Annotated in this window: 23 protein-coding genes; 19 read left to right on the top strand and 4 right to left on the bottom strand. The window is 49.9% G+C overall.

Going from position 1 to position 24,786, the window contains the following annotated elements:
• Positions 1–37: 37 nt before the first annotated feature.
• From GRF59_RS16175 to GRF59_RS16165, 3 genes are all read left to right on the top strand, one after another.
• A complete protein-coding gene (locus GRF59_RS16175) occupies positions 38–1,153 on the top strand; it encodes an aminopeptidase (protein ID WP_160498739.1) in 1,116 nt (371 codons plus the stop codon).
• A 109-nt stretch (positions 1,154–1,262) separates the two neighbouring features.
• The gene (locus GRF59_RS16170; protein WP_160498738.1) at positions 1,263–1,508 is read left to right on the top strand and encodes an HPr family phosphocarrier protein; all 246 of its coding nucleotides are present in this window, start codon (positions 1,263–1,265) and stop codon (positions 1,506–1,508) included.
• Between the two features lie 240 nt (positions 1,509–1,748).
• Positions 1,749–2,039: an Fpa/YlaN family protein gene (locus GRF59_RS16165; RefSeq protein ID WP_160498737.1), complete on the top strand. Its 291-nt coding sequence runs from the start codon at positions 1,749–1,751 to the stop codon at positions 2,037–2,039.
• A gap of 95 nt (positions 2,040–2,134) precedes the next feature.
• On the opposite strand, the gene cax is transcribed toward GRF59_RS16165, so the two are convergent.
• Positions 2,135–3,205 carry a calcium/proton exchanger gene (gene cax / locus GRF59_RS16160; RefSeq protein ID WP_160498736.1) on the bottom strand — a complete coding sequence of 357 codons (1,071 nt, stop codon included), beginning with the start codon at positions 3,203–3,205 and terminating at the stop codon, positions 2,135–2,137.
• A 150-nt stretch (positions 3,206–3,355) separates the two neighbouring features.
• Here cax and GRF59_RS16155 point away from each other — a divergent pair, with 150 nt between their 5' ends.
• Positions 3,356–3,742 (top strand): Asp23/Gls24 family envelope stress response protein, encoded by a 387-nt coding sequence (locus GRF59_RS16155; protein ID WP_160498735.1) that lies wholly within the window; start codon positions 3,356–3,358, stop codon positions 3,740–3,742.
• 65 nt (positions 3,743–3,807) lie between these two features.
• On the opposite strand, the gene ftsW is transcribed toward GRF59_RS16155, so the two are convergent.
• Together ftsW and GRF59_RS16145 are read right to left on the bottom strand one after the other, a co-directional pair.
• Positions 3,808–5,037 (bottom strand): putative lipid II flippase FtsW, encoded by a 1,230-nt coding sequence (ftsW, locus tag GRF59_RS16150; protein WP_160498734.1) that lies wholly within the window; start codon positions 5,035–5,037, stop codon positions 3,808–3,810.
• A gap of 12 nt (positions 5,038–5,049) precedes the next feature.
• Positions 5,050–5,397 carry a YugN family protein gene (locus GRF59_RS16145; protein WP_160498733.1) on the bottom strand — a complete coding sequence of 116 codons (348 nt, stop codon included), beginning with the start codon at positions 5,395–5,397 and terminating at the stop codon, positions 5,050–5,052.
• Positions 5,398–5,594: 197 nt separating this feature from the next.
• On the opposite strand from GRF59_RS16145, the gene GRF59_RS16140 reads away from it, so the two are divergent.
• The 7 genes from GRF59_RS16140 (at position 5,595) to GRF59_RS16110 (ending at position 13,234) form a co-directional block, all read left to right on the top strand.
• Positions 5,595–6,770, top strand: coding sequence for a M20 family metallopeptidase (locus GRF59_RS16140; protein WP_160498732.1), 1,176 nt, complete (start codon positions 5,595–5,597; stop codon positions 6,768–6,770).
• 142 nt (positions 6,771–6,912) lie between these two features.
• Positions 6,913–8,598: a DNA repair helicase XPB gene (locus tag GRF59_RS16135; protein WP_160498731.1), complete on the top strand. Its 1,686-nt coding sequence runs from the start codon at positions 6,913–6,915 to the stop codon at positions 8,596–8,598.
• Positions 8,595–10,472 (top strand): helicase-associated domain-containing protein, encoded by a 1,878-nt coding sequence (locus GRF59_RS16130; protein WP_160498730.1) that lies wholly within the window; start codon positions 8,595–8,597, stop codon positions 10,470–10,472. The genes GRF59_RS16135 and GRF59_RS16130 overlap by 4 nt, the downstream gene beginning before the upstream one ends.
• A 114-nt stretch (positions 10,473–10,586) precedes the next feature.
• Positions 10,587–11,027 (top strand): YlbF/YmcA family competence regulator, encoded by a 441-nt coding sequence (locus GRF59_RS16125; RefSeq protein ID WP_160498729.1) that lies wholly within the window; start codon positions 10,587–10,589, stop codon positions 11,025–11,027.
• 40 nt (positions 11,028–11,067) lie between these two features.
• Positions 11,068–11,331, top strand: coding sequence for a YlbG family protein (locus tag GRF59_RS16120; protein WP_127603044.1), 264 nt, complete (start codon positions 11,068–11,070; stop codon positions 11,329–11,331).
• 476 nt (positions 11,332–11,807) lie between these two features.
• The gene (locus tag GRF59_RS16115; protein WP_160498728.1) at positions 11,808–12,245 is read left to right on the top strand and encodes a hypothetical protein; all 438 of its coding nucleotides are present in this window, start codon (positions 11,808–11,810) and stop codon (positions 12,243–12,245) included.
• A 128-nt stretch (positions 12,246–12,373) separates the two neighbouring features.
• The gene (locus GRF59_RS16110) at positions 12,374–13,234 is read left to right on the top strand and encodes a PHP domain-containing protein (protein ID WP_160498727.1); all 861 of its coding nucleotides are present in this window, start codon (positions 12,374–12,376) and stop codon (positions 13,232–13,234) included.
• A 97-nt stretch (positions 13,235–13,331) separates the two neighbouring features.
• On the opposite strand, the gene GRF59_RS16105 is transcribed toward GRF59_RS16110, so the two are convergent.
• Positions 13,332–15,089: an Rqc2 family fibronectin-binding protein gene (locus GRF59_RS16105; protein WP_160498726.1), complete on the bottom strand. Its 1,758-nt coding sequence runs from the start codon at positions 15,087–15,089 to the stop codon at positions 13,332–13,334.
• Positions 15,090–15,312: 223 nt separating this feature from the next.
• Between GRF59_RS16105 and GRF59_RS16100 the strand changes: the two genes are divergently transcribed.
• From GRF59_RS16100 to coaBC, 8 genes are all read left to right on the top strand, one after another.
• The gene (locus tag GRF59_RS16100) at positions 15,313–18,111 is read left to right on the top strand and encodes a calcium-translocating P-type ATPase, SERCA-type (protein ID WP_160498725.1); all 2,799 of its coding nucleotides are present in this window, start codon (positions 15,313–15,315) and stop codon (positions 18,109–18,111) included.
• Between the two features lie 170 nt (positions 18,112–18,281).
• A complete protein-coding gene (dapF, locus tag GRF59_RS16095; protein WP_160498724.1) occupies positions 18,282–19,118 on the top strand; it encodes a diaminopimelate epimerase in 837 nt (278 codons plus the stop codon).
• Positions 19,119–19,300: 182 nt separating this feature from the next.
• Positions 19,301–21,178 (top strand): bifunctional homocysteine S-methyltransferase/methylenetetrahydrofolate reductase, encoded by a 1,878-nt coding sequence (locus GRF59_RS16090; RefSeq protein ID WP_160498723.1) that lies wholly within the window; start codon positions 19,301–19,303, stop codon positions 21,176–21,178.
• A gap of 38 nt (positions 21,179–21,216) precedes the next feature.
• Positions 21,217–22,113 (top strand): YicC/YloC family endoribonuclease, encoded by an 897-nt coding sequence (locus tag GRF59_RS16085; RefSeq protein WP_160499117.1) that lies wholly within the window; start codon positions 21,217–21,219, stop codon positions 22,111–22,113.
• A gap of 59 nt (positions 22,114–22,172) precedes the next feature.
• Positions 22,173–22,433, top strand: coding sequence for an extracellular matrix/biofilm regulator RemA (gene remA / locus GRF59_RS16080; protein WP_006209218.1), 261 nt, complete (start codon positions 22,173–22,175; stop codon positions 22,431–22,433).
• Positions 22,434–22,449: 16 nt separating this feature from the next.
• Positions 22,450–23,022, top strand: a complete 573-nt coding sequence (gmk, locus tag GRF59_RS16075) for a guanylate kinase (RefSeq protein ID WP_160498722.1) — start codon at positions 22,450–22,452, stop codon at positions 23,020–23,022.
• Between the two features lie 132 nt (positions 23,023–23,154).
• A complete protein-coding gene (gene rpoZ, locus GRF59_RS16070) occupies positions 23,155–23,382 on the top strand; it encodes a DNA-directed RNA polymerase subunit omega (RefSeq protein WP_127603035.1) in 228 nt (75 codons plus the stop codon).
• A 179-nt stretch (positions 23,383–23,561) separates the two neighbouring features.
• On the top strand, positions 23,562–24,785 hold the full coding sequence (gene coaBC, locus GRF59_RS16065; RefSeq protein WP_160498721.1) for a bifunctional phosphopantothenoylcysteine decarboxylase/phosphopantothenate--cysteine ligase CoaBC: 1,224 nt from the start codon (positions 23,562–23,564) through the stop codon (positions 24,783–24,785).
• The last annotated feature ends 1 nt before the right edge of the window (position 24,786 follow it).

Raw genomic sequence — 24,786 nt, 5'->3', positions numbered from 1 at the left:
AATAAGTTTTTGTGCGGGGTTTGGGAGGAATAGACATATGAGAGATCCAAGAATTCAGAAGCTCGCCGAGAATCTGGTGGGTTATTCAGTCAACGTTCAGCCGGGGGAAAATGTCCTGATCGAAATGATCGGTCCGGAGCGCGATTTGCTGAAGGCCGTTATTGAAGAGGTACATAAACATGGAGGCAATCCGTTTGTCGAGCTGACGGACCGTTCGGTTCAACGCACCATGCTCATGAATGCCACCGAGGAAATGGTGAAGACCTGGGGCGAGTTGGATCTGGAACGGATGAAAAAAATGGACTGCTATATCGGTATCCGTGCAGGCGAGAATGTCAATGACCTGTCCGATGTACCCGATGAGAAAATGCGTCTGTACAATACGTTGTTCAACCATCCGGTTCATAGCGGGCAACGTGTCAATCATACGAAATGGGTTGTTCTGCGTTATCCGAATGCAAGCATGGCGCAATTGTCCAACAAAAGCACAGAAGCCTTCGAAGACTTCTATTTCGATGTATGCAACCTGGATTATGCCAAAATGGACAAGGCTCAGGATCCGCTTGCAGAGCTGATGAGAAAAACGGATAAAGTCCGCATTGTGGGACCTGGAACAGACCTCAGCTTCTCGATTAAAGGCATCGGTGCTACCAAATGCGCCGGCGAGAAAAACATCCCAGACGGAGAAGTATACAGCGCTCCTGTACGTGATTCCGTCAACGGTACGATCAGCTACAATTCAAGCACGGTCTACCAAGGTATTACCTTTGAAAATATTAAGTTTACATTCAAAGACGGCAAAATCGTGGAGGCTACCAGCAATGAAACCGAGCGTCTCAACCAAATTCTCGATTCCGATGAAGGCGCACGTTACATCGGCGAGTTTGCTATCGGCTTTAATCCATATATTTTGCACCCGATGAAGGACATCCTGTTCGATGAGAAAATTGCGGGGAGCATACACTTTACGCCTGGACAAGCTTATGAGGATTGCGATAACGGCAACCGCTCTTCGATTCACTGGGATATCGTGTTGATCCAGCGTCCGGACTACGGCGGCGGCGAAATTTACTTTGATGATGTGCTTATCCGCAAAGACGGTATTTTCGTGATAGACGAGCTGAAAGGCCTCAATCCGGACCAATTGGTTTAATCTACAAAAATAACATAGAAATCCCTTGCGCCGGAAAGCGGATTCAATGTATCATGAAAGTGGTAAAATGAATATTATACCTGATACCAAAAGCTACGGAGGGATCACTATGTCCAGCAATAACGCAGCTGTCGTGGAAATCGCCCAAACAGCGGGCCAATTCACTTCGTCAATCGTGCTTCAGGCTGACAACAAGTACATTGATGTCAAAAGCATTCTGGGTTTGTTTACGACCCTTGTTAGCAATAAAGGCTATGAGCTTCATGTTCATGGACCGGATGCGGATGAGGCTAAAACGGCTATGCAGGAAGTGTTTGCAAAACACGGCCTCAAAGTTGAACTTGTGGAAGACTAAGTTTGAAAAAGCGTCCTGCCGGATATGGCGGGGCGTTTTTTTAGTTGAAGAAAAAGAGTATAAACGTCAAGGACTTGGCATTTACTATAGCAATGAAACATTTTCTCAGCGGTGTTATAGCTCCTGAGTAAATATCAGATAGACGTTTTTCTTCGGGAGGTTCTTGTATTGGGCTCTGATTTCGTCTAATATTAGAGAAGAGAACGAGGGTGTGACTTTTGGACATAGGGGGGAAGATGCATGACTTCTTCTGATCTGCAGGAACAGTTGAACATGAAAGCAGTTAATCTTCTGCAGGAAGATGCAGATAAAATACAGAAGCTGATCGAAGTACAAATGGAGAATCTGGCAACCCGCTATTGCCCTCTCTATGAGGAAGTGCTGGACACCCAGATGTACGGATTTTCAAAAGAAGTTGACTTTGCTGTAAGAGCAGGGCTGTTGCCGGAGCTTACTGGCAAACAGCTTGTCAGCCAGCTTGAACGTAATCTGGCCATCCTTTACGAGGCCTTGAATAACAAGGAAGCATAACAAGCCTGCAATAAGCCGGTTTACATGGTAAAAGCATGAACTCCTTAATGGAGTCCATGCTTTTTTTATAGGCTTTTTAATGGAGTTATGAAAAGCTATACCATGAAAAAGGATACGCCCAGGATCAGATAGACGACCAGCAACAGCAGCCCTTCATACCAGTTGGTCTTACCGTCCTGAATGATCGATTTGGCAATAAAGACGGCAACGCCGATGGCAAGAAGCTCGATGGTGGTAAATACGAGATTCATGGTATTGCCGAAGAAGTAACTGGCAAACACGAGTACGGGAGCCACGAACAGGGCAATCTGCAAGCTGCTGCCTACCGCGATTTCCACGGCTGCTCCGATTTTGTTCTTCATGGCGAGCATAATGGCGGCACTGTGTTCGGCGGCATTGCCGATGATCGCCACGAGGAAGGCACCGACAAACAATTCGCTGAGACCGAAACGTGTCGTGAACGTTTCAAGTGTACCTACGAGCCATTCGCTGACAAAGGCTACCATCACGGTGGCGATGATCAGATACAATATGGACTTACCCTTCGACCACTCTGGAGCATGCTCATGAGGCAGATCTTCATCGGAGTCCTCAGAGACATCGGCCAGGTAATCCTTATGGGTGATCATGGAAAAGATCAACCAGGCAATATAAGCTACAATTAATATACCGGCTACAATCAGACTGAGTGTCTTGGTATCGCTTGTGGTAATGGAATGCGTGTTCAGGAATACCGCAGGAACAAACAAAGCAATGACCGCAACGATCATGAGCGAGCCGTTCATTCCGGCCAGAGACTTGTTAAAGCTCTGGATCTTGAACTTGGCACCGCCCGCGAAAATACTCAAGCCCAGGACCAACAGCAGGTTGCCGATGATGGAGCCGGTTAAGCTGGCTTTTACCATATCGAACAATCCTTCTTTGACGAGAAAGATCGCAATGATCAGCTCAGCCGCGTTACCGAAGGTGGCGTTCAGGAAGCCGCCCAGGCGCTGACCTGCATAATGAGCTACATTCTCGGTTGCTTTGCCTAGAAAACCTGCCACGAAGATGACTGAGATGGCTGCCAGAATGAACTGGACGATCGGATCCCAGGCCGCATAATGCGCTATGGCACTAAGAACGAAAAATGCAATCAGTAAAATAGGGCTCAACCATTTTTTCAATTTTTGACACCTCAGTGTTATGTAGGATAAATATTCTTTCTCAATATACCCAAAACGTATTGGGTTGTAAACAAATCTTGGGTCGAATATTTGCTTTTTGGTCCCTCTAGGATTTACAATAACGGATAATGAGGTGAAGGAGGAAGGGGTATGACTGAACAGCTTCAACTGGAGACGGGAATGATCCGGATATCGGATGATGTCGTATCGAAAATCGCTGGTTTGGCGGCTCTGGAAACCCCCGGCATTGCTGCAATGTCCGGCGGATTATCCGAAGGATGGGCCAAGCGCCTAAGCGGAAAAAATGTACAAAAGGGCGTTACTGTGGAAGTGGGGCAGCTTGAAGCGGCCATCGATCTGCGGATCATCGTTTTGTATGAGACACCGATTCATGAGGTTTGCCGCATGCTGCAACAAAACGTGCGGGAAGCCGTTGAGAGCATGACAGGCCTTCGCGTTGTCGAAGTCAACGTTAAGGTAGAAGGCGTCGCTTTCAAGGATGATGAAATCGAAGATATTCCGTCCAGAGCAAAATAAAACGGGTCTTGACCAAGAAAAACATCAATGAATGTTCAATACGGCAGACAAATGAAAAAAAGAGACTACACGGATCTCCGGTAGTCTCTTTTAATATTTACGGACTTAACAACCTCCTGCTGAACAGGCAAATTGCTTTGTCTTGATATGCTGAGCATGATTCCCATGGCAAACATCATGATGAGCAGGGACGTTCCTCCGTAACTGATAAAAGGAAGCGTCACACCGGTCAGCGGAATGGTCTGCGATACCCCGCCTATGTTGACAAAGGCCTGAATGGCGAAAAGCCCCATGATGCCAATACCAACGAGCGTTCCAAATGGATCGGGACACCTCAGTGCGATGAGGATTCCACGCCATATGAAGTAAATGTATACCAGCAGGAAAATACTCGTTCCAATGAACCCGAATTCCTCCGCCATGACAGGGAAGATGAAGTCATTGTAAGGGTTTTTGATATAGTTAAGCTTTTGAATGCTCTTCCCGAAGCCTGTTCCTGTCAACTGACCATTCCCGATCGCGGTCAAAGACTGGATCAGATTGTAGCCGTCGCCTTTCTCGTCCTTGTACGGATCGATCCAGGCGGTGATTCTACCCATTTTGTAATTGCTGGACTGTGCTTGCGAGTCGTCGCTGTGGGTAATCGATTTGACCAGGTAGTTAGCGCCTAGCACAAGGCTTGCTCCCAGAATCAGAAGTGCCGCCGAGGCAAGGATATGCTTGAGGCTGGCACCCCCTGCATAGATAATGATCGCACTGGTCGCCACGAGAATCAGAGTCGAACCCAGATCCGGCTGCATCATGATAAGTCCTGCCACAAAGCCGACAATCACCATGACGGGAATATAGCCTGTCCGAAGATCCCTGAAACGTTCTCCCTTCTTGACGATCAAGGCGGAGAGGTACAAGATGATCGTGATTTTGGCCAGCTCCGTCGGTTGAATCCCGAGTCCGAATAGTTGCAGCCAGCTGCGCGCACCATTGATGCCCTCGGTAAAGGGCACGAGTATAAGAAGGATCACCGTCACGAAAAACATCGGGACAAAAAGCTTCTTGTACTTGCTGTAGTGAATGTTCATCGCAACGAACATGACGAAGGTGCCGAGCAAAGCCCAAATGAACTGCCTTTTCGTAAAGTAGAGCGCATCATTATGAAATTTACTGCTGGAAATGGTGAGACTTGAACTGGCACTGAACACCATCACCAGCCCAAAACCGACCAACAGAAAAGTAAGGATAAGCAGTTGGAAATCCGGCGTCCCTTTTTTTCTCGGTTGGGGTTTCTCCTGATTCATAAGGGACCTGCCCTAAGCTTCCAGTGTGGATTTAAATTGCTGGATTTTTTTGTTGGCAATGTTAAGAATTTTGGAAGGAACCGGTGTTTCGTATTCCAGACCATGAGGGAACGTCCCTTTTCCCAAGTAAACGGCTTCGATTTCAAGAACGGTATCCGGCTTTTCGAGTTTTCCTTCCACTGCGCGGGTGTTCATGCGCAAGAAGTATTCGGAATGGGTATCCGTATCTTCAATTTTATATTCGTATGTAGCGCGGTAGTATTCCCACTGCCAACGTACAAATCCTGTTTTTTCGGCAACTTCATCCATAAATGCCAAGTCGCTTTTCAGTCCGACAAGTCCTGTATTTTCAAAAATCATCCTATAAAATCCTCCTTATTTAAACGCCTGTAAAGTTCTTTACTCATGATATTATGTTTCAAGCTCTTGTGCAAGCCTTGTCACTCTAGGGGGACATACCCCATTTCCGGCGTTTCTGCTACAATAGATTAAAGGTATTGTGGCCAGGTTGTGGAAAATATGTGATAGACATTCTTAGGCGAGAGGGAAGTGTGTACATGAGAGAAGAGGCATTATTGAATGCACTGCAGCCGCAAATGGTGGAGTGGAGGCGTTATTTGCATCGTCACCCGGAGCTTTCATACCATGAAGAGAAAACATCACGATTCATTGCCGGGAAGCTGAACGAGCTTGGACTTGAAGTAACCACTCGGGTTGGAGGCGGTCATGGCGTCCTGGCGATTTTGAAGGGCGGTAAGCCCGGCAAAACCGTTGCGCTTCGCGCTGATATGGATGCACTGCCCATCCAAGACGAGAAGGGCTGTGAATACTCATCCGAGGTGGACGGAGTGATGCATGCTTGCGGCCACGACGGACATACCTCGACGCTCCTTGCGGTGGCTACATATTTTTGTCAGCGCCGGCAGGATGTACAGGGAGAGATCCGATTTATCTTCCAGCCAGCGGAAGAAGTATGTCCGGGCGGTGCCCGCGGCATGATCGAGGCCGGAGTTCTGCAGGGGGTAGACGTCATTTATGGAGTTCACTTGTGGACGCCTTTTGAGGCAGGTACGGCGGCCAGCGCACCAGGACCTCTGATGGCTGCGGCCGATGAATTTTTTATAGATATTATGGGCAAAGGCGGTCATGGCGGAATGCCTCATGTGACCGTGGACAGCGTGGTAGCGGGAGCAGCCCTTGTCATGCAGCTGCAAAGCATCGTCAGCCGCACAGTTGATCCGCTGAAGCCCGCCGTGGTGACAATCGGAACGATTCAAGGCGGGAGCGCGCAAAACGTGATTGCGGAATCCTGCCGGATTACGGGTACGGTGCGCACTTTTGACGAGGAGACGAGAGAGCTAATCCGAGGCCGGATTGAGGACATCAGTCATATGACTGCCCGGACATACGGCGCAGAAGCCAAGATCGATTATCTGATGGGTTATCCTCCCCTTGTAAATGACGAGGAAGAGACAGGACGATTTTTCCGTGAAGCGCCGAGCGTATTTGGAGCGGATCAGGTAAGCCAATGCGACAAGATTATGCCTGCTGAAGACTTCTCATACTACTTGCAGGAAATCCCGGGCTGCTTTATGTTCGTGGGAGCTGGGAACCCCGATATTCAAGCGATCTATCCACATCATCATCCCCGTTTTGATTTCGATGAAACAGCGATGCTGAGCGCGGCCAAACTATTGGTAACGATGACTCAGTCGTTTCAAGGCTGGGAGTAACCGGAGAAAGCGAATGAAACAGGAGCGTTCGGAGAATGATTTGGCGATCCTTGGGAAAATATAATGATATGAAACACGACATAGAAGTTCATTTCCTGGATCAGGGAATGAACTTTTTTCTCGATATGGAAAGGAGCCGATTATGAACGATCTTAAAGCCTGCATCGTCCAGAGGGACCGGACGGTCTTACTGGAATGCGGCCATCCCGGATTCGAAGCGGCACGGGAGAAGTTGAATCGTTTCGCGGAGTTGATTAAAAGTCCGGCTACATTTCACACATACAGAATCACGCCTCTTTCTTTATGGAACGCAGCAGCACTTGGTTATACTTCCAATGAAATTGCCGATGATCTGAGCTCCATCGCCAAGTGGGGCGTGCCGGCTGGATTGCAGCAGGAGATTGGCGAGCTGGTGTCGCGGTACGGAAAACTGAAGCTGCAGCGGTATGGGGATAACGGGGAAGCACTGGTTCTGGAGTCTACCGATCGCATGATTCTTGACGAGGTGCTTGCTGTTCCGGCAGTAGCCTCACTGCAATGGACACGGCTGTCCCCTTTGGAAGCCAAGCTTCATGCAGCGGCAAGAGGCCGCCTCAAGCAGGAGCTTATGCGTCATGGTTATCCGGTGCTCGATTTGGCGGGCTATCATGAAGGACAGTCGCTTCGGCTGGAATGGAACTCCGGAATTGAAGGCCAAGAATTCGCTTTGCGGAGCTATCAGGAGGATGCGGTTGAAGCTTTTGAAGGAGTGACGGGCAGTGGCGGCAGCGGCGTGCTGGTCCTCCCTTGCGGAGCTGGAAAAACCGTGATCGGACTTGCAGCGCTGGAACGCCAGCAGTGTGAATGTCTCATCCTGACATCGAATACGACTTCTGTAGAGCAGTGGATACAGGAGCTGACGAATAAGACGACGCTGAAATCTTCCGAAGTAGGCCAGTATACGGGCCAGAAAAAGGAAGTGAAACCGGTAACGGTCGCGACATATCAAATTCTGACGCATCGGCGTTCCAAGAATGATGAGTTTGAGCATATGAAGCTGTTTAACGAGCGAAACTGGGGACTCATTATCTATGATGAGGTACATCTGCTTCCTGCACCGGTTTTCAGGGCAACGGCCGATATTCAGGCTACACGCAGGCTTGGACTGACAGCCACGCTGGTCCGCGAGGATGGTTGCGAGCAGGATGTATTTTCACTGATCGGTCCAAAACGTTACGAAATGGCCTGGAAGGAGCTCGAAGCCGATGGCTGGATTGCCAAGGTGGATTGCTGCGAAATTCGGATTCCTATGGATTCGGATTTACGCGAGAAGTATATCTATGCGGAAGGCAAGGAGAAATTCCGGCTTGCGGCTGAAAATCCGGCTAAGACACGTATCGTAATGGATTTGCTAAACAAACACCAATCGGCCGGCATTCTGGTGATTGGGCAATATCTGGACCAGCTGCAAGCCATCGCGGAAGCAATCGGCGCTCCACTGATCAGCGGGAAAATGCCCCAGCAACAGCGGACCGCACTATATGCTTCCTTTAAAAGAGGGGAGACCCCTGTATTGGTTGTGTCGAAAGTGGCTAATTTTGCCGTAGACCTTCCGGATGCATCGGTGGCGATAGAAATATCGGGAAGCTTCGGATCGCGGCAGGAGGAGGCCCAGCGGCTCGGCAGATTGCTTCGTCCGAAGAGTGGCGACAATCAGGCCTATTTTTATACCTTGGTTTCGGAGAGCAGCAAAGAAGAGGAGTTTGCTGTCCGTCGCCAAATGTTTCTTATTGAACAGGGGTATGAATATACGATTCATTCCGTCAAGGAGGCACGATCCGGGACATGAACGATGCAGCGAAATTCGAAGAAAACCTGATCCAGCTAACCGTAACGGATGCCGATCTGCTTAAGTTGCTGATCTGCCGTTTTGGCACTAATTCCTTTAGTGAGCAGGCATGGTCGGGGCTGAGCAGTTTGAACCGCAGCGGAGCGGAACTTAAACTGTCATTCATTCGTTTAAGAAAGCTCGGCTGGGTCCGGGCGGTCAGAAAGTCATGGGGAGAGAGGCTGTATTATATTCCGACAGAGCAGATGGTTCACCTCTTGCCGATTTTTTATGAACCGGCATTGAGCCCCCTGAATCCATCGGAACTTCTGATCCGCAGCGAATCCGGTCCCGGACTTGCGCTGGATTTGCTTCATGCGCTGGCTTACGCAGCAGAACAAGGGCTACCCCTGACAGCGAAAGGGACGGTTCACAAGAAGAGCCTGCAAAGGCTGCAGGAACTCATTTTCCTGAAGGAGGAGCATTTGGAGCGGTTGGCTCTGCAATACGCCCATCAGGAAACGTACGGCCCTGCGGCGGCTGTGATTTTGGACCTGCTCTTATGCTTGGGCTTGCTGACGAAGTCTGCCGGCTCATTGGATATCCAAGCGGAACGCCTGAGGGGGTGGCTGAGCTTGACTGAACAAGAGATGAACCAGATCCTGCTTCGCACGGTTATTGAGCGTTACAGCCCCCATGATACAGGCATGCAGCTGTTCCGCTATTGGATATGCATGCGGGCATTTCAGGAGGGCGTATGGTTTGACGTTTATGGCGTTTTGAGGAAGATGGAAGATGAGGGAATATTGAATGAGGATATTAGCATCGAAATGGAAAAGGCAAGTGCTTGGCTGAACGCTCTGGCCGGTTTTGGCTGGGGGGATGTGGCTGTACGTGACGGGAATTACGCCTTTTGCTGGAATATAGATCCGGGTTCCTTATTGTTCGGATCAGATGACTTGAGTGAACCTTTGAATGAAGGCCTGTATGTTCAGCCTGACTTCGACATTATATGCCCTCCCGGCGTTTCATTTAACCTGCGTTGGAAACTGCTTGCCTGTGCCGATCTGGTCCAGTGCGACCGGATGTCGATATACAAGCTGACAAGGTCAAGCGCCGCAAAGGCAGCAGAACATGGGATGGATACAGCTGGTATCCTTAACTTATTAACATCCAACAGTGTCGGTGAAATCCCGGGTCATGTTACGGCAGCCCTCAAGCAGTGGGGCAGGGAGATTGGGCGGACCTGTTTTGAAGAAGTGATGCTCTTGTCCTGCATGAGTGAAGAAGAGGGGGATGCGATCGCTGCCCATCCGCATTTGAAAAATGAGGTGGAGAGGATCGGCCCGAAATACTTTATCGTTCAATCCTCCAGAACAGCAGCTCTGCGCAAATCTTTGGAGAGCATCGGACTCGCCCCGCTCAAAGCTACTCGAAGCAGAGAACGTGAGAAGCAGGAGTATCCGATGATACATGATAGCGGGATGACATCCAGTGCAGAAAGCCAGCATTTGCTGAATGAAAACTTCTATGAGAATCAGGGCGTGGTCTATAGTGGGCGAAATGTTCATTTCTTCGAACCGGACAACGATATACCCGAGCCTGCGTCCTTGTTCCCTGGATATGAGCAAATCCCTCCAAGATGGCTCCAAGATTACCGAAGCTATCACAGCTCAACCGCGCAGAATATCGTGGAACAGGCTCAGAACTGGCAAACCCGAGTCCTTTTGCAGCATGATGGGAAGAGAGCGGAGTTTGCCCCGGTAACGATTACACGGACTCCTTGGCGTGTCGAAGGTATTCTTCATGATTTGGAGACGGGCAAAATCGAGCAGCTTGAGCTATTTTCCGAAGATTTAGGGGAGCTGAAGCTCATTCTACCTTCCTTTGACTGATATAATCTTGGCAGCAAAGTACTGAAATCCCTCTTCTTAAGGAACAATGGTTATGATATGATAGAAGAGGCCACTCCTAAAGAGTGGAACTTTTATAGAATTGGGATGAATTTCATGAGCGTATCTGAGGTGCAGACGATGGACATGGCTGCCGTACTGATGAACGCCTATGAATTAGGCGATATGATCAATCAGTCCGTCGAAGTGTCTGATTATTTATATTGGAAGCAGTGCGTTGACAGCAATCCTGAAGTGCAGGAACTGGTCCGACTGCTTGCGAAAAAGAAAGAACTCTTTGATGAGACCCAACGGTTCGGCCATTTCCATCCGAATTATCACAGTGCCAAGGATGAAGTAAAGGCCGTTGAGGTACAGCTGGAGCAATTCGAAGAAGTAGCCCGCTTTAAGCAAGCAGAGCTGAATTTGGATGAAATGCTGCACCAAATGTCCGAAATGATCGCTTTTTCCGTATCGGATACCATCAAGGTGCCCAGCAATGATCCAAATCCGAAACGCGGTTGCGGTGGCGGCGGCAAATGTGGCTGCGGCGGTTAAGCGATAAAGAGACAGGGAACATAAAGTGAGGTGGGAAACGATGTTTGCAGAACGCACGGGTTACATCATATGGGTCACGGATGTGAAAGCGGCCAGAAATCTTGAAAAATACGGAACCGTTCATTATATTTCGAGACGTATGCATTATGTGGTAATGTATGTGAATGCGGATCGTGCGGAAGAAGTTGCCAAAAATATTCGCAGACTTTCCTATGTGCGAAAAATTGAGCGTTCTTATCGCAACGAGATTAAAACGGAATATACCAAGGATATTCCCGACAAAACAAGATATTATGGCCTGTAGTCGAACGGGTCCGTTCCTTCTGCCATGATCATGGCTCCCACCCGAACGAATATATCGTTTAAACAGAAGCAGCCTTAGGGCTGCTTTTTTTTTTGCGCTTCCAATCGGTTTCCATCGTAAGCATCCACCGATCATTTGGAGCTGGCAAGGAACCGGTATGGTGAAAATGACCTATTTTTTGGAATCGTCAAGCTAAACGTTTTTTTATATTAGAAATAGGAAAGAATCATAGGGTAGGCGCATATACATAGATTGAAAGAAGATAAGACAGGTCTCCCGAAAACCATCATATAACGGAAATGTTACACACCTAGCGTCAGTTCCAGTTTTGATAGCCTAAGCGATCTTCATGGAAGGTGCGTCTGAGATTCTATTAATTTTAAGACATTTTTGCTTGTGTAAGATGTGGTGATGTTGTAATATAATAGGTAAATATGCTTAGATAAAAAGTCCTATGTAGTGGAGAGTGATGTTCCATGCGCGACAAAGGAATGGAGAGATGGAGCACTTATGAACCATTCTACGTTGTTCTGGGGGATAAAAGGGTCGCTGACATTGTCATAACCAATCATGCAAAGACAAGATATAATGATCGCATTCAAAGCGGAGACCACCAGATCGACGACATCGCGGCGTGGATGTGGGAATGTCTGAAGCAAAACCGCATGGTTCCTTATTACCGCAATGAACAGGACGTATATCTGATCGACGAGGATTTGGTCGTTGTCGCCGAATTTACTGAAATCGAAAGCGAGCGCGATATCAGTGGCAACGCCTTGCATAAAATGATCGTGGTTACTTTTTTGGGGCGTATGTCCGAGACCATCGAGTTGAGAGACTTGAAGTCTTATTATTCCTGGCTTCGCCATTCCCGTAGAATGACTTTGATCAAAAACACGCGTAAGCGCAGATAGCTTTACATAAAATATGATTCTTTTGAGAAGCATGGACATCCGGGTAACGGATTCCGTGCTTTTTTGTATGCCGCCTGCGGATCCGATACAATGAATGGACATGGACATCAGAACAAGGGGGAATAACAATGAATCATCTTGAAGGAAGATGCGACCTGCATACCCACACGCGGGCTTCGGACGGAATGCAGAGTCCTGCGGAGAATGTCAGACTTGCATATGAAAAGGGACTGTCGGCTGTCGCAATCACCGATCATGATACCGTTGCAGGTATCCCGGAAGCGTTGGAAGAGGGTGAGCGCTGCGGCGTGGCGGTGGTGCCGGGAGTGGAAATCAGCACTCGCGCAGGCGGACAGGATATTCATGTTCTGGGGTACTATGTGAATTATCAGGATGAGGCCTTTTTGAAGCGGTTGGCTGATTTAAGGAATACGAGGGAAGAGCGCAATGGCAAAATGATTGCAAAGCTGCAGGAGATGGGCGTCAATATTACGCTTGATGAGGTTATCGCCGGATTGGGCAGAGAACTGAAAGCGGATGAGAGTGTCGGCCGCCCGCATATGGCAGATGTCCTGGTGAACAAAGGTTATGCTCAGGATATGAGGGATGCCTTTAACCGCTATCTGGGAGAAGATGCTCCGGCGTATGTCACGGTACCAAGAATTTCCCCAGAGGAAGCCTGCGAGTGGATACGTGAGGCCGGAGGTACTCCTGTACTTGCGCATCCTGGGATTTATGCTGACGATGACTTGGTAAGAGAAATTCTGGAGCAAGCCAAACCGGCGGGAATTGAAGTTTTCCACTCCGATCATGGAAAGGCTGAAGAGGAACGCTATCAGGCCATGGCGGATGAATATGGATTGATGGTCACGGCAGGATCGGATTATCATGGGGCAAGGCAGGGTGTGGTGTTCCATGGCGATATCGGCAGCCGGTCGGTTCCCGTATCGGTACTGGCGCAGCTGAAGCGGTGTGCAGAGGCGGATTAAATTGCGGTAAGCGGAATCATTGCTGTATCGGAAAAAAAAGCTGCTCGCCTCTGTCCATAACGGACAGGGCGGCAGCTTTTTTGCGGGGGGACCTGATCTATTTCAGAGTACTGGCAAGACCTTTGATCCGTTCATTATCGGGCGTGATGACCAGCGTTTTCTGATGATCATAGATGACGAACCCGGGCTTGGATCCGTTAGGTTTATGAACATGGCGGATCAGAGTATAGTCGACTGGAACGCTGCTGGATTCCTTGGCTTGGCTGTAATAAGCTGCAAGCAGTCCCGCTTCCTCGAGCGTTTGATCACCGAACTCAGTGCTGCGGATGACGACATGCGAGCCAGGGATGTCCTTGGTATGCAGCCAGGTATCGTTCGAACTGGACAGACGGTTGGTTAAATATTCGTTTTGCAAATTGTTCTTGCCGACGTAAATTTCGATACCTTCCGATGACGTGAACACATGCAGCGTAGGGCGGTCGTTCTTCTTCTTTTTCTTGACCTTTTTGCTGCGGTCCCGGAGATATCCCTGCTGGATCAGCTCCTCGCGGATTTCGTCGATATCGCTCATGGAAGCATAGGACAATTGCTGCAGCAATTCATCCATGTAGCGGATTTCCTCCTGCGTTTTCTCGAGCTGCTCCTTGATGACCACCAGACTGTTTTTATACTTGTTGTACTTTTTGAAATAGCGCTGTGCATTGTCCGAAGGCGTAAGCAGCGGATCAAGCGGTATGGTGACCTCCCGTTGATCCTCATCGTAAAAATTGACGAGCACCGCTGTTTTGTCGCCTTTTTGAATGGTATGAAGCGAAGCGAACAGCAGCTCTCCATAGATTCGGTATTGGTCTGCATCATCAGCCTCGGCCAGATCCTCATGCAGATGGTCCAGCTTCTTGATGTTTTTGGATCGTTCGTTTTGCAGGAAGCGAAGCAAATCGCTGACTTTTTGCTTGACGGTGTCGCGCTCCGCCTTCTCTCCGTAATAATCCTCCATGCATGCGCTCATGGAATCATAATGCTTGATGTCATTTTGTAGAAGCGTTAGGTTCACCGCAGAAAATACCATCTTGCCTTTGGCGTTTGCTCCTGTAACCGGCATATATTCGTTATTTCGAACAGGTTCCATGACCGATATGAAAGCATCCCATAACACACCGCATCTTTCATAAAGTTCGTCCTCATTGAGCTGTGGATCATATATCGTTTGGGTCCCGGAGCGGTGAACGATTTCCTGTGCGATAAGCGGACTGACCCCGCTAAAGGTATCTACAATCCAGGGAATAGGTTCCTGGGCTCCCGAGCATTTGACGATAAACTCCTTGCGGTCGGCCATAAGCGGATTGAGCTTGTGCTGCTGCGGCGGTTCGGTATAAGCGAAGCCGGGCATCACGATCCGATAGCTGCTGATGCTTGGCGTGACGTGATGGATTCCATCCAGAATATTTCCGCTCGAAGGGTCCGTAAGAATGATATTGCTGTGGCGGCCCATCAGCTCAATGATAATTTTTTTGGTCGAGACATCCCCAAGCTCATCGCGCTGGCGGACGGTTAAATGGATGATTCTCTCCATTCCCACCTGGCTGATTTCCTCGATAATTCCCCCTTCGCAGTGCTTGCGCATCAGCATGCAGAACATCGGTGCTTCCTGCGGGTTGATGAAACTCCGTTCCGTATAGTGGACACGCGGATAAGTCGGGTTCACTGATAGCAGAAGCTTCCTATTGCCCTCGCGCGTGCGGAGGTGAAACAGAATATCATGATCGTTCGGTTGGTAGATTTTGCTGATCCGGGCTCCCCGGCAGGCCTCGAGCTCGTGCACGATTGCCTTTGTTACGATTCCGTCCAATGCCATTGTTATATATCTCCCATCTTTTAATTACCAAATTTCGTTCATCCTTGCGTAAGTGCTATGGATTGGAAACCCGTCTCTTATATGATGCCATAGTTTGCCCAAAAACTTAAGAGGCGCCTTCTGTGATATTTCAGGTCCTGTCCGAATACATTTACGTTAGAACAGGTGGAAAAGCTGTCGGCACCTCTGGCAGCAGCACAAAGAGCGGGAGGGAAAGGAAAGGATGGAACAAAAAGCATGGCATCAGATGAATGCCGAGGATCTGCAGCAAGTTCTGAGCGTACAGCCGCAGCACGGCCTTACGGAAGAGCAGGCTGACGAACGAAGAAAGCAGCATGGAAGCAATGAGTTGTCTGAAGGCAAAAAGATCTCTCTGTTTGCGCTGTTTTTGAACCAGTTCAAGGATTTTATGGTTCTGGTGCTGATGGGGGCAACGCTGGTGTCCGGACTGCTGGGCGAATATCTGGATGCCATTACAATTATTGCAATCATTCTGCTCAATGGAGTTCTGGGGTTTGTCCAAGAATTCCGGGCTGAGCGTTCCCTGCGGGCGCTGAAGCAGCTGTCTGCCCCATCGGCCAAAGTGCTGAGAAGCGGCAAAACCGTGTCCATTCCGGCTAACATGCTGGTACCCGGAGATATCGTCATCATGGAGAGCGGCGACCGGGTTCCTGCGGATCTGCGCTGGCTGGAGACGAGCAGTTGTTATATCGAGGAATCGGCATTAACCGGTGAGTCGGTCCCAGTAGGCAAGCATAGCCAGGCCATTCTTGAATCGGAAGTTCCATTAGGAGACCAGAAGAACCTCGGATTTATGGGGACCATGATGACCCGGGGAACGGCTAGAGGAATGGTTGTACGTACGGGCATGGATACCGAAATGGGCAAGATTGCCGACCTGATCCAAAATACCGACACTCAGCAAACGCCTCTTCAGCATCGGTTGGAGCAGCTCGGCAAACTGTTGATCATTCTCGCTCTCGGACTTACCGTCATGGTTGTCGTAGCGGGGATTTTACATGGTCAGCCGGCAGTAGGCATGTTCCTTGCAGGCGTCAGTCTTGCCGTGGCTGCTATTCCTGAAGGACTGCCAGCCATCGTAACGGTCGCATTGGCCCTTGGCGTGCAGCGCATGATTAAGAGAAAGGCGATTGTGCGCAAGCTGCCGTCCGTAGAAACGCTTGGCTGCGCTTCGGTAATCTGTTCCGACAAGACGGGTACACTGACCCAGAATAAAATGACCGTTACCCGCCTGTGGATCGGCGGCCGTGATTTGGAAGTTACAGGGGATGGATATGCGCCGACAGGACAGGTTCTGGAAAAGGGGAAATCCATCGACATCAGGAATGATCAGGGACTGCGCCGCCTCCTTCAGATCGGGGCGCTCTGCAACAATGCAGAGATTTTCGAGACGCAGCATGCGGAGCCCAAGGGCAAACGTAAGGGCAAAGAAGAACCGATGGAATCCGTATGGAGCTTAAAAGGAGATCCGACGGAGGGAGCGCTGATTACGCTTTCCGCCAAGATGGGCATGACTTCCGACTCCATGTCCGGATTGTACAAGCGCGATCAGGAATTCCCGTTTGATTCCGAACGGAAGCTGATGTCTGTCGTGGTCAGCCATCAAGGCGGCAAGCTGCTCTGTACTAAAGGAGCGCCGGATGTGCTGCTGAATCAGTGCACTTATATACTCTGGGAAGGCAATGTGGTCCCTTTCACCACTACGCTGAAGCAAAAAGTATTAGCCGCGAATGAGCAAATGGCTTCCGCTGCGCTGCGTGTACTGGGAACGGCATATAGAGATATCCGGTCTCACGATTCATTAAATAATGAGAAAGATGCGGAAAGCCAGCTCGTCTTCGTTGGGCTTGCTGGAATGATCGATCCGCCGCGGCGTGAAGTTCGTGATGCCATCAGTACGTGCCGCCGTGCCGGTATCAAGACGGTCATGATTACGGGAGACCATGGGACAACGGCGGAGGCAATCGCCCATCAGCTGGGCATTATGCCGCGCGGTGGTCTTACGATGTCGGGTCAGGACCTGAACCGGATCAATGACGATGAACTGGATGCGAAGGTAGACAACACTTTTGTTTATTCCCGCGTTTCTCCCGAACATAAGCTGCGGATTGTGAAATCTCTCCAGCGCAAGGGACATGTGGTAGCGATGACCGGTGACGGGGTCAATGACGCACCTGCCATCAAAGCGGCCGATATCGGGATCGCCATGGGTATTACCGGAACGGACGTGACCAAGGAAGCATCGTCGCTCGTGCTCAGTGATGATAACTTCTCCACTATCGTGGCAGCCATCGAGGAAGGTCGGAGCATTTATGAAAATATTCGCAAATTTATACGTTACTTGCTGGCCTCCAATGTAGGCGAGATTTTAACGATGTTCTTCGCGATGATGCTCGCGCTTCCGCTTCCGCTGCTTCCGATCCAGATACTGTGGGTGAACCTGGTTACAGATGGCCTGCCGGCCATGGCGCTTGGTGTGGATCAGCCGGAGAAGGATTTAATGGAACATAAACCGCGCGGCGCGCGCGAGAATATCTTCGCCCGGCGGCTCGGCTGGAAGATCGTCAGCCGCGGTTTCTTGATCGGAATATGCACTCTCGGAGCCTTCTGGCTAACTTTGAGAACCGACCCAGGCAATGCAGGCCAACTCGCCAAGGCACAATCCGTTGCGTTCGCTACATTGGTTCTTGCCCAGCTTATTCATGTGTTTGACTGCAGAAGTTCGCGTTCCATTTTTCACCGCAATCCGCTGCAGAACAAATATCTGGTACTCGCGGTATTATCCTCCGTTGTGCTGATGCTTGGCGTCATGTACATTGATGCACTGCAGCCGATATTCAAGACCGTTCCGCTCGGATTCCGCGAATGGGCCATTTCAATCGTGGCCGCCGGCATTCCAACCTTCTTGATGGGGGCCGGAAGCGTTTGGGGTGGAAGACGCCAAAAGCGCAAAGGCGGCGGTGGACGCTTCGTGGCGAAAAGTACAAAAATTTCGGCATAAAGTTAATACGATTTCAACCTTCCTTACGATATGCTGTATAAAATCGAAATAAAGCTTGTTCTTACATCATCCATAGTGGACCTGCTTACTTTGAGATGATGAGTCGTTCCTTTATTTCATTTTATGATAACGGGCAGTATACAAGCAGATCTAAGGAGTGGCAAAAGCCGATGGAATTTACGAAAATGCATGGTCTAGGCAATGATTTTATTGTGATATATGGCGAGCAGGCTCTGCCTGTCAATGCGGCAGAGCTTGCCGTCAAATGGTGTGATCGTTATTTCGGCATCGGGGCGGACGGACTGGTATATATCCTGCCTTCTGAGCAGGCGGATTACCGTATGAGAATCATCAATTCCGACGGAAGCGAAGCGGAGCAATGCGGAAACGCCATCCGCTGCGTCGCCAAATACGTGCATGATCACGGTTATGTGCAAAGGGAGACGATTACGATTGAAACGCTCGGGGCCGGCGTGCAGAAGGTTTCCATCCAGGCGGATAACGGCAAGGCCGTGACGGTAACCGTTGACATGGGGGAGCCGGTGCTTGAGGGCTTGAAGATTCCCACAACGATTGAGTCCGCATCGGTCGTGGATGTTCCGATTGAGACGGAGGGGACATCGTTCCAATTTACGGCCGTTTCAATGGGCAATCCGCATTGCGTGATTTACGTGGAAGATGCCGTAAACTTCGATTTGGCCCATTGGGGCCCGAAATTGGAGACGCATCCACTGTTCCCTAGAAAAGTGAACGTGGAGTTCGCAACAGTGCTGGACCGTCAGACCATTGATATGCGGGTTTGGGAGCGCGGAGCTGGCCCGACGCTGGCTTGCGGAACTGGAGCCTGCGCCACGCTGGTATCCTCCGTACTGAACGGCAAGACAGGCCGCGAAGCCGAAGTGCGATTGAAAGGCGGCAGCCTCTTCATTCAATGGAACGAACAGGATAACCGCGTTTATATGACAGGCCCTGCGGCATTCGTATACACAGGGAAAGTAACGGTATAAACCAGGAGTCTGAAGAAACGTTGCGAAAGCTTGCTGAGCCACCTGCGGGAGGGTTCGGCAAGCTTTTTTCGGGTCTGTGTAGTACGATCTTAAAATTCTGTTAATTCCGTCCTAACTGGTGGGAATATAAAAAGTTTTGTGGTACATTAGTATGAAACTACGGTCAGGTTGGGGGAATTATGATGAAGCCGGATTTGCGCAAGGCATTGGACACGCAAGTGCTTGTCGGGGATGGAGCGATGGGGACTTTCTTATATCAAATGGGTTTTCCTGTAGGAATATCTTATGAGGAACTGAACTTGGTTTCACCGGAAGTCATCCGGGATGTCCACCGCCGGTACATAGAAGCGGGCGCTCAGATACTCGAGACGAATACTTTTTCCGCTAACTTTGACAAGCTGTCCAAATACGGACTGGAAACCCAAGTAAACGAGATTAACCGTGCAGGCGTAAGAATTGCCCGTGAAGCTGCCGGAGAGAACGGTTATGTGGTTGGGGCTATAGGCTCCATTCGCGGGGGCAAGCGGACGAATGTGTCCACCACAGAGCTGAAAAAGTTTTTCGAGCAGCAGCTCCAGGCGATATTAAATGAGGGCGTGGACGGGATTCTGCTCGAAACCTTTTATGATGTGGAGGAACTCGCGCTTGCTTTGTCTATTACGCGCCGCTTGACCGATTCTCCTGTCATCTGCCAATTCGCAGTTGAGGACGTGGCCAGAACGCTCGACGGATACACGATGCCTGAGGCTTTCCGGATTATGCAACAGGAGGGAGCCGATGTCATCGGCTTCAACTGCCGCACGGGTCCAAACGGTATTATGAGCGCGGTGAAGACGCTTGAGGGGCATCTTCCTGCACCGATGTCCATATACCCGAACGCGGGTGTTGCTGATTATGTGGACGGCGAATACCATTACGGAGCGGGTCCGGAGTACTTTGGCCAAATGGCTGTGAAATTTGCCGACTTGGGTTCCCGGATTATCGGGGGCTGCTGCGGAACCACTCCTGCGCACATTGCGGCAATAGCCGGAGCGCTTGAGAACTACACCCCGCAGCACTTCGTATATGAACCTATTCCGGAGCAAACGGCTCCGCTTGTCATTCATGAACATTTGCAGCAGGATGAGGATAGCCCGGTGGACCGCGAGCCTAACCTAGTCGATTTGGTGAAGCAGCGCCATACCGTTATTGTAGAGCTGGATCCTCCCCGCGATCTGGATATCGCCAAATTCATGCAGGGAGCCGAAAGACTGAAGCAGGCCGGAGCAGATGCGCTCACCCTGGCTGACAACTCCCTTGCCGTTACGCGCATGAGCAACATGGCCCTAGGACATCTGGTTCAAGCCGAGACAGGCCTGAGACCGCTGGTGCACATTGCATGCCGGGACCGCAACCTGATCGGCACGCAGTCTCATATGATGGGATTCGATGCGCTTGGCATCAACCATGTACTGGCCGTAACTGGAGATCCGGCGAAGTTTGGTGATTTGCCAGGCTCAAGCTCGGTATACGATCTCACGTCTTTTGAAATTATACGTATGATCAAACAACTGAACGAAGGAATTGCTTTCTCGGGCAAACCTTTGAAGCAAAAAGCCAAATTCGTGGTTGGCGCAGCCTTTAACCCGCACGGGAAACATTTGCATAAAGCGGTGGCGCGGTTGGAGAGGAAAATCGCGGCAGGGGCGGATTATATCATGACCCAGCCTGTATATGATCCGGAACTTATCCGTGCAGTCGGTGAAGCGACGAGCCATTTGGATATACCTATTTTTATGGGGATTATGCCGCTCGCGAGCGGAAGAAATGCAGAATATTTACACAACGAAGTTCCGGGTATCCAGCTTTCGGACGACGTCCGCGGGCGGATGGCCGGGCTTGAAGGGGAAGAGGGAAGAGCCATGGGGGTTCAGATCGCCAAGGAGCTTCTGGATGTGGCCATGGACCATTTTAATGGTATCTATCTGATGACTCCGTTTATGCTATATGAAATGAGCGCACAGCTTATCGAGCATGTATGGGCCAGATCCGGACGGCAATTGTCCCCCTTGTTTCGTTGATCGTAATCAATTACAATAGTGTAATGGATGTGGTGCCGATGTCTTTTAGCATGACCGGATATGGTCAATCTGCCCTCCAGCATGGAGGGTATAAGGTAGTATTTGAAGTGAAGTCCGTCAATCACCGATACTGCGAAGTTGTGCTTCGTCTGCCGCGTGAGTGGACATGCTTCGAGGACTCTCTGCGAAGAACGGTGCAGCAGTACGTAAAGCGCGGCCGGGTTGACGTTTACGTCAACAAGGAAGAGGGCGACGAGCATACTACACATGCCTTGCTTAATGAGCAAGCCGTTCAGACGTATCTGCTGGCGGCACAGGATCTTTCGCGGAAGCATGGCCTTGATGGAGAGCTGACCGTGAAGGATTTGTTGTCTCTTCCCGGTGTATGGATTGCTCCCGAGCATCGAGCCGTACCGGCTGACTCCGACTTGGACGAATGGGGTCCCGTACTGGAAAGTGGCCTCCGCAAAGCGCTGGAAGGTCTCTCGGCCATGCGAAGCCGCGAAGGCAAGCATCTGGCTGCGGATGTGGAGCAGCGGCTGAGCAAGCTACAGGTTCTGCACGGTGAGATGCTGCAGCTGGCACCAACAGTAGTCGAGGATTACCGCAATAAGCTCAAACAAAGGCTGTCTGATCTTAATGACGGTTCGTTTGCCTTTGATGAACATAAATTTGGCATGGAAGTAGCTATTTTCGCAGACCGTTCCAACATTGATGAAGAACTGATACGGCTGCAGAGCCATTTTGAGCAGTGCAAGGGATTGCTACGTGCGGATGAACCGGTCGGAAGAAAGCTGGATTTTCTGATTCAGGAAATGAACAGGGAAGTCAATACGATTGGATCGAAGGCCAATCATCTGACTCTGGTAAACCGTGTTGTCGAAATGAAGGCGGAACTGGAAAAAATTCGCGAACAATTGGCCAATATAGAATAAACAGGCAATTTCGACAGTAAACAGACAAGAGTCAAATGTATAGGGGGATAAACCTGATTATGGCAATCAAACTCATTAACATCGGCTTCGGGAATATTGTATCGGCTAACCGAATCATTTCCATTGTAAGCCCTGAATCAGCACCCATTAAACGAATCATTCAGGAAGCAAGAGACCGTCATATGCTGATCGATGCGACTTACGGGCGCAGGACGCGTGCCGTGATCATTACAGATAGCGATCATGTCATCCTGTCCGCGGTGCAGCCGGAAACGGTAGCCCACCGTCTGTCGAGCAAAGACGACGATAATGACGAATAACGAGTTGGGGAGTAATATGGCAAAAGGATTATTGTTTATATTGTCCGGACCTTCCGGGGTTGGAAAAGGAACCGTATGTACAGCATTGAGAGGCAAACTCTCGGAACTCGTGTATTCCGTTTCGGCGACTACTCGTCTTCCTCGTCTTGGAGAGGAAGACGGAGTCAATTATTTTTTCAAAACCCGTGAGCAGTTTCTGGATATGATGCAGAACGACCAGCTTTTGGAGCATGCGGAATACGTAGGTAACTACTATGGCACGCCGCGTGATTTCGTGGAAAGAACGCTTGAAAGCGGCAATGATATCATTTTAGAGATCGAAGTACAGGGTGCACTGCAGGTGAAGGAGAAATTCCCGGAGGGAGTTTTTATTTTCCTGCTACCGCCATCGCTGGATGAGCTGAAGGACCGGATCCGCGGACGTGGTACGGAAAATCAAGCTACGATCGATCACCGGATGTCGGTTGCAGTCGATGAGATCAATCTGATGGAGCATTATGATTATGCTGTCGTCAATGATGAGATTGATTCTGCTTGCAAACGAATAGAATCTATTATTGTGGCCGAACATTGTAAGGTGAAGCGATAGGACGAGATTGTGGCTTACAGATTAAAGGATGGATTAGCTTCAGCGAAGTGGATCCATTATTAATCGCAAGAAAAACTTCCGCTGAACCCAAGAGGTTTTTCTTACTTTAGAATAAGAAGAGGTGGCAATAACATGTTGTATCCTTCGATTGATGAAATGATGAATAAAGTTGATAGTAAATATTCGCTGGTGGTCGCAGCTTCGAGACGTGCCAGACAATTGCGCGAAGGCGAGAAAACCGAGCTCAAGCATCCAAGATCGCATAAATACGTAGGCGTGGCTCTGGAAGAAATCTACGGTGATCTTCTTCGTATTATCCCTGAACCTGCTACTGAGAAAGACGAAATCAAGAAACCTTAATTTACGGATTATAGGATCATAAGGCTTCAGCGGTGCTGAACCATTCTATAATCGCAGGAGGAGGCATGCATGTCACAGTGCCGCCTGCTTCCTGTCCATGCGTCAATAGACGCTGTACCGAATACAACCGCAAGGTTGTATTTTTTTCTCTATTTTCTGGGTGAAAGAGGGGATTCGCATTGTTAAGCGGTAAAACGATCGTACTTGGCGTTACAGGAGGGATTGCGGCATACAAAGCCGCCAGTCTATGCAGCAAGCTGGTCCAAAAAGGAGCGGATGTGCACGTGATTATGACATCCTCGGCCAAGCAGTTCATCACGGAGATGACGCTGCAAGTATTGTCCAAGAACGCGGTGTTCAGCGATACCTTTGATGAGAGGGACCCGGCGGTGGTCAACCATATCCGTTTGGCGGATGCGGCCGATCTGGTGCTGATCGCACCGGCGACTGCCAATATGATTGCCAAAATGGCCCATGGGCTTGCCGATGACATGCTCTCTACCACGCTGTTGGCAACAATGGCACCGGTTATGGTAGCTCCGGCTATGAATGTGCATATGTACGGACATCCGGCCGTACAAGAAAATATGAAGGCATTGGAGCAGCGGGGAGTCATGATGATTGAGCCTGGTGAGGGGCTGCTGGCCTGCGGTTATGTGGGCAAAGGGCGTATGGAAGAGCCTGAAAGTATTGTGAACGTGGTGGAACGGTATTTTGCTGGAACAGAGCAAGCTGCGAAACCGGGACTATTGCAAGGTAAAAAAGTCGTGGTTACGTCAGGCGGAACGATCGAGCGGATCGATCCGGTTCGTTATATCACCAACGATTCATCGGGTAAAATGGGCTTTGCCATTGCCGAAGCGGCGCGTGAGATGGGGGCTACGGTTCATCTGATTCACGGTCATACCGATGCACTGCCGCCGGCAGGGATCGATGCTGAGGCGGTCCAATCCGCGGACGACATGTATCAGGCTGTGCTGAAACATTGGCAGGATTGCGACCTTGTCATCAAAGCGGCGGCGGTAGCGGATTACCGTCCTGCCGAAACGGCGAGCAGCAAGATCAAGAAAAAGGGAGACACGATGACGCTCGAGCTTGTCAAGACGGTGGATATACTGGAACAGCTTGGCAAAAGCAAAACGAACCAATTTCTGATCGGATTCGCTGCGGAGACCCACAATGTAGAAGCTTTTGCCAAGGATAAGCTGGTCCGCAAAAATTGCGACCTTATCGTAGCCAACGATGTGACAGCAGAAGGAGCAGGCTTCCGTTCCGATACGAATATCGTGCAGGTGTATGATGCTGAGGGTCTTGTTGAGCAAATGCCCGTAATGTCCAAGGATGAAGTTGCCCGGCGACTGCTGACGATTGCTGCAGTCCGGATGAACGGGGCAGGGAACTGAT

Origin of the sequence: Paenibacillus dendrobii (assembly GCF_009807035.1) — a bacterium.
GTDB lineage: Bacteria > Bacillota > Bacilli > Paenibacillales > Paenibacillaceae > Paenibacillus_AQ > Paenibacillus_AQ dendrobii.
This window is presented reverse-complemented; position numbering and strand designations above follow the sequence as displayed.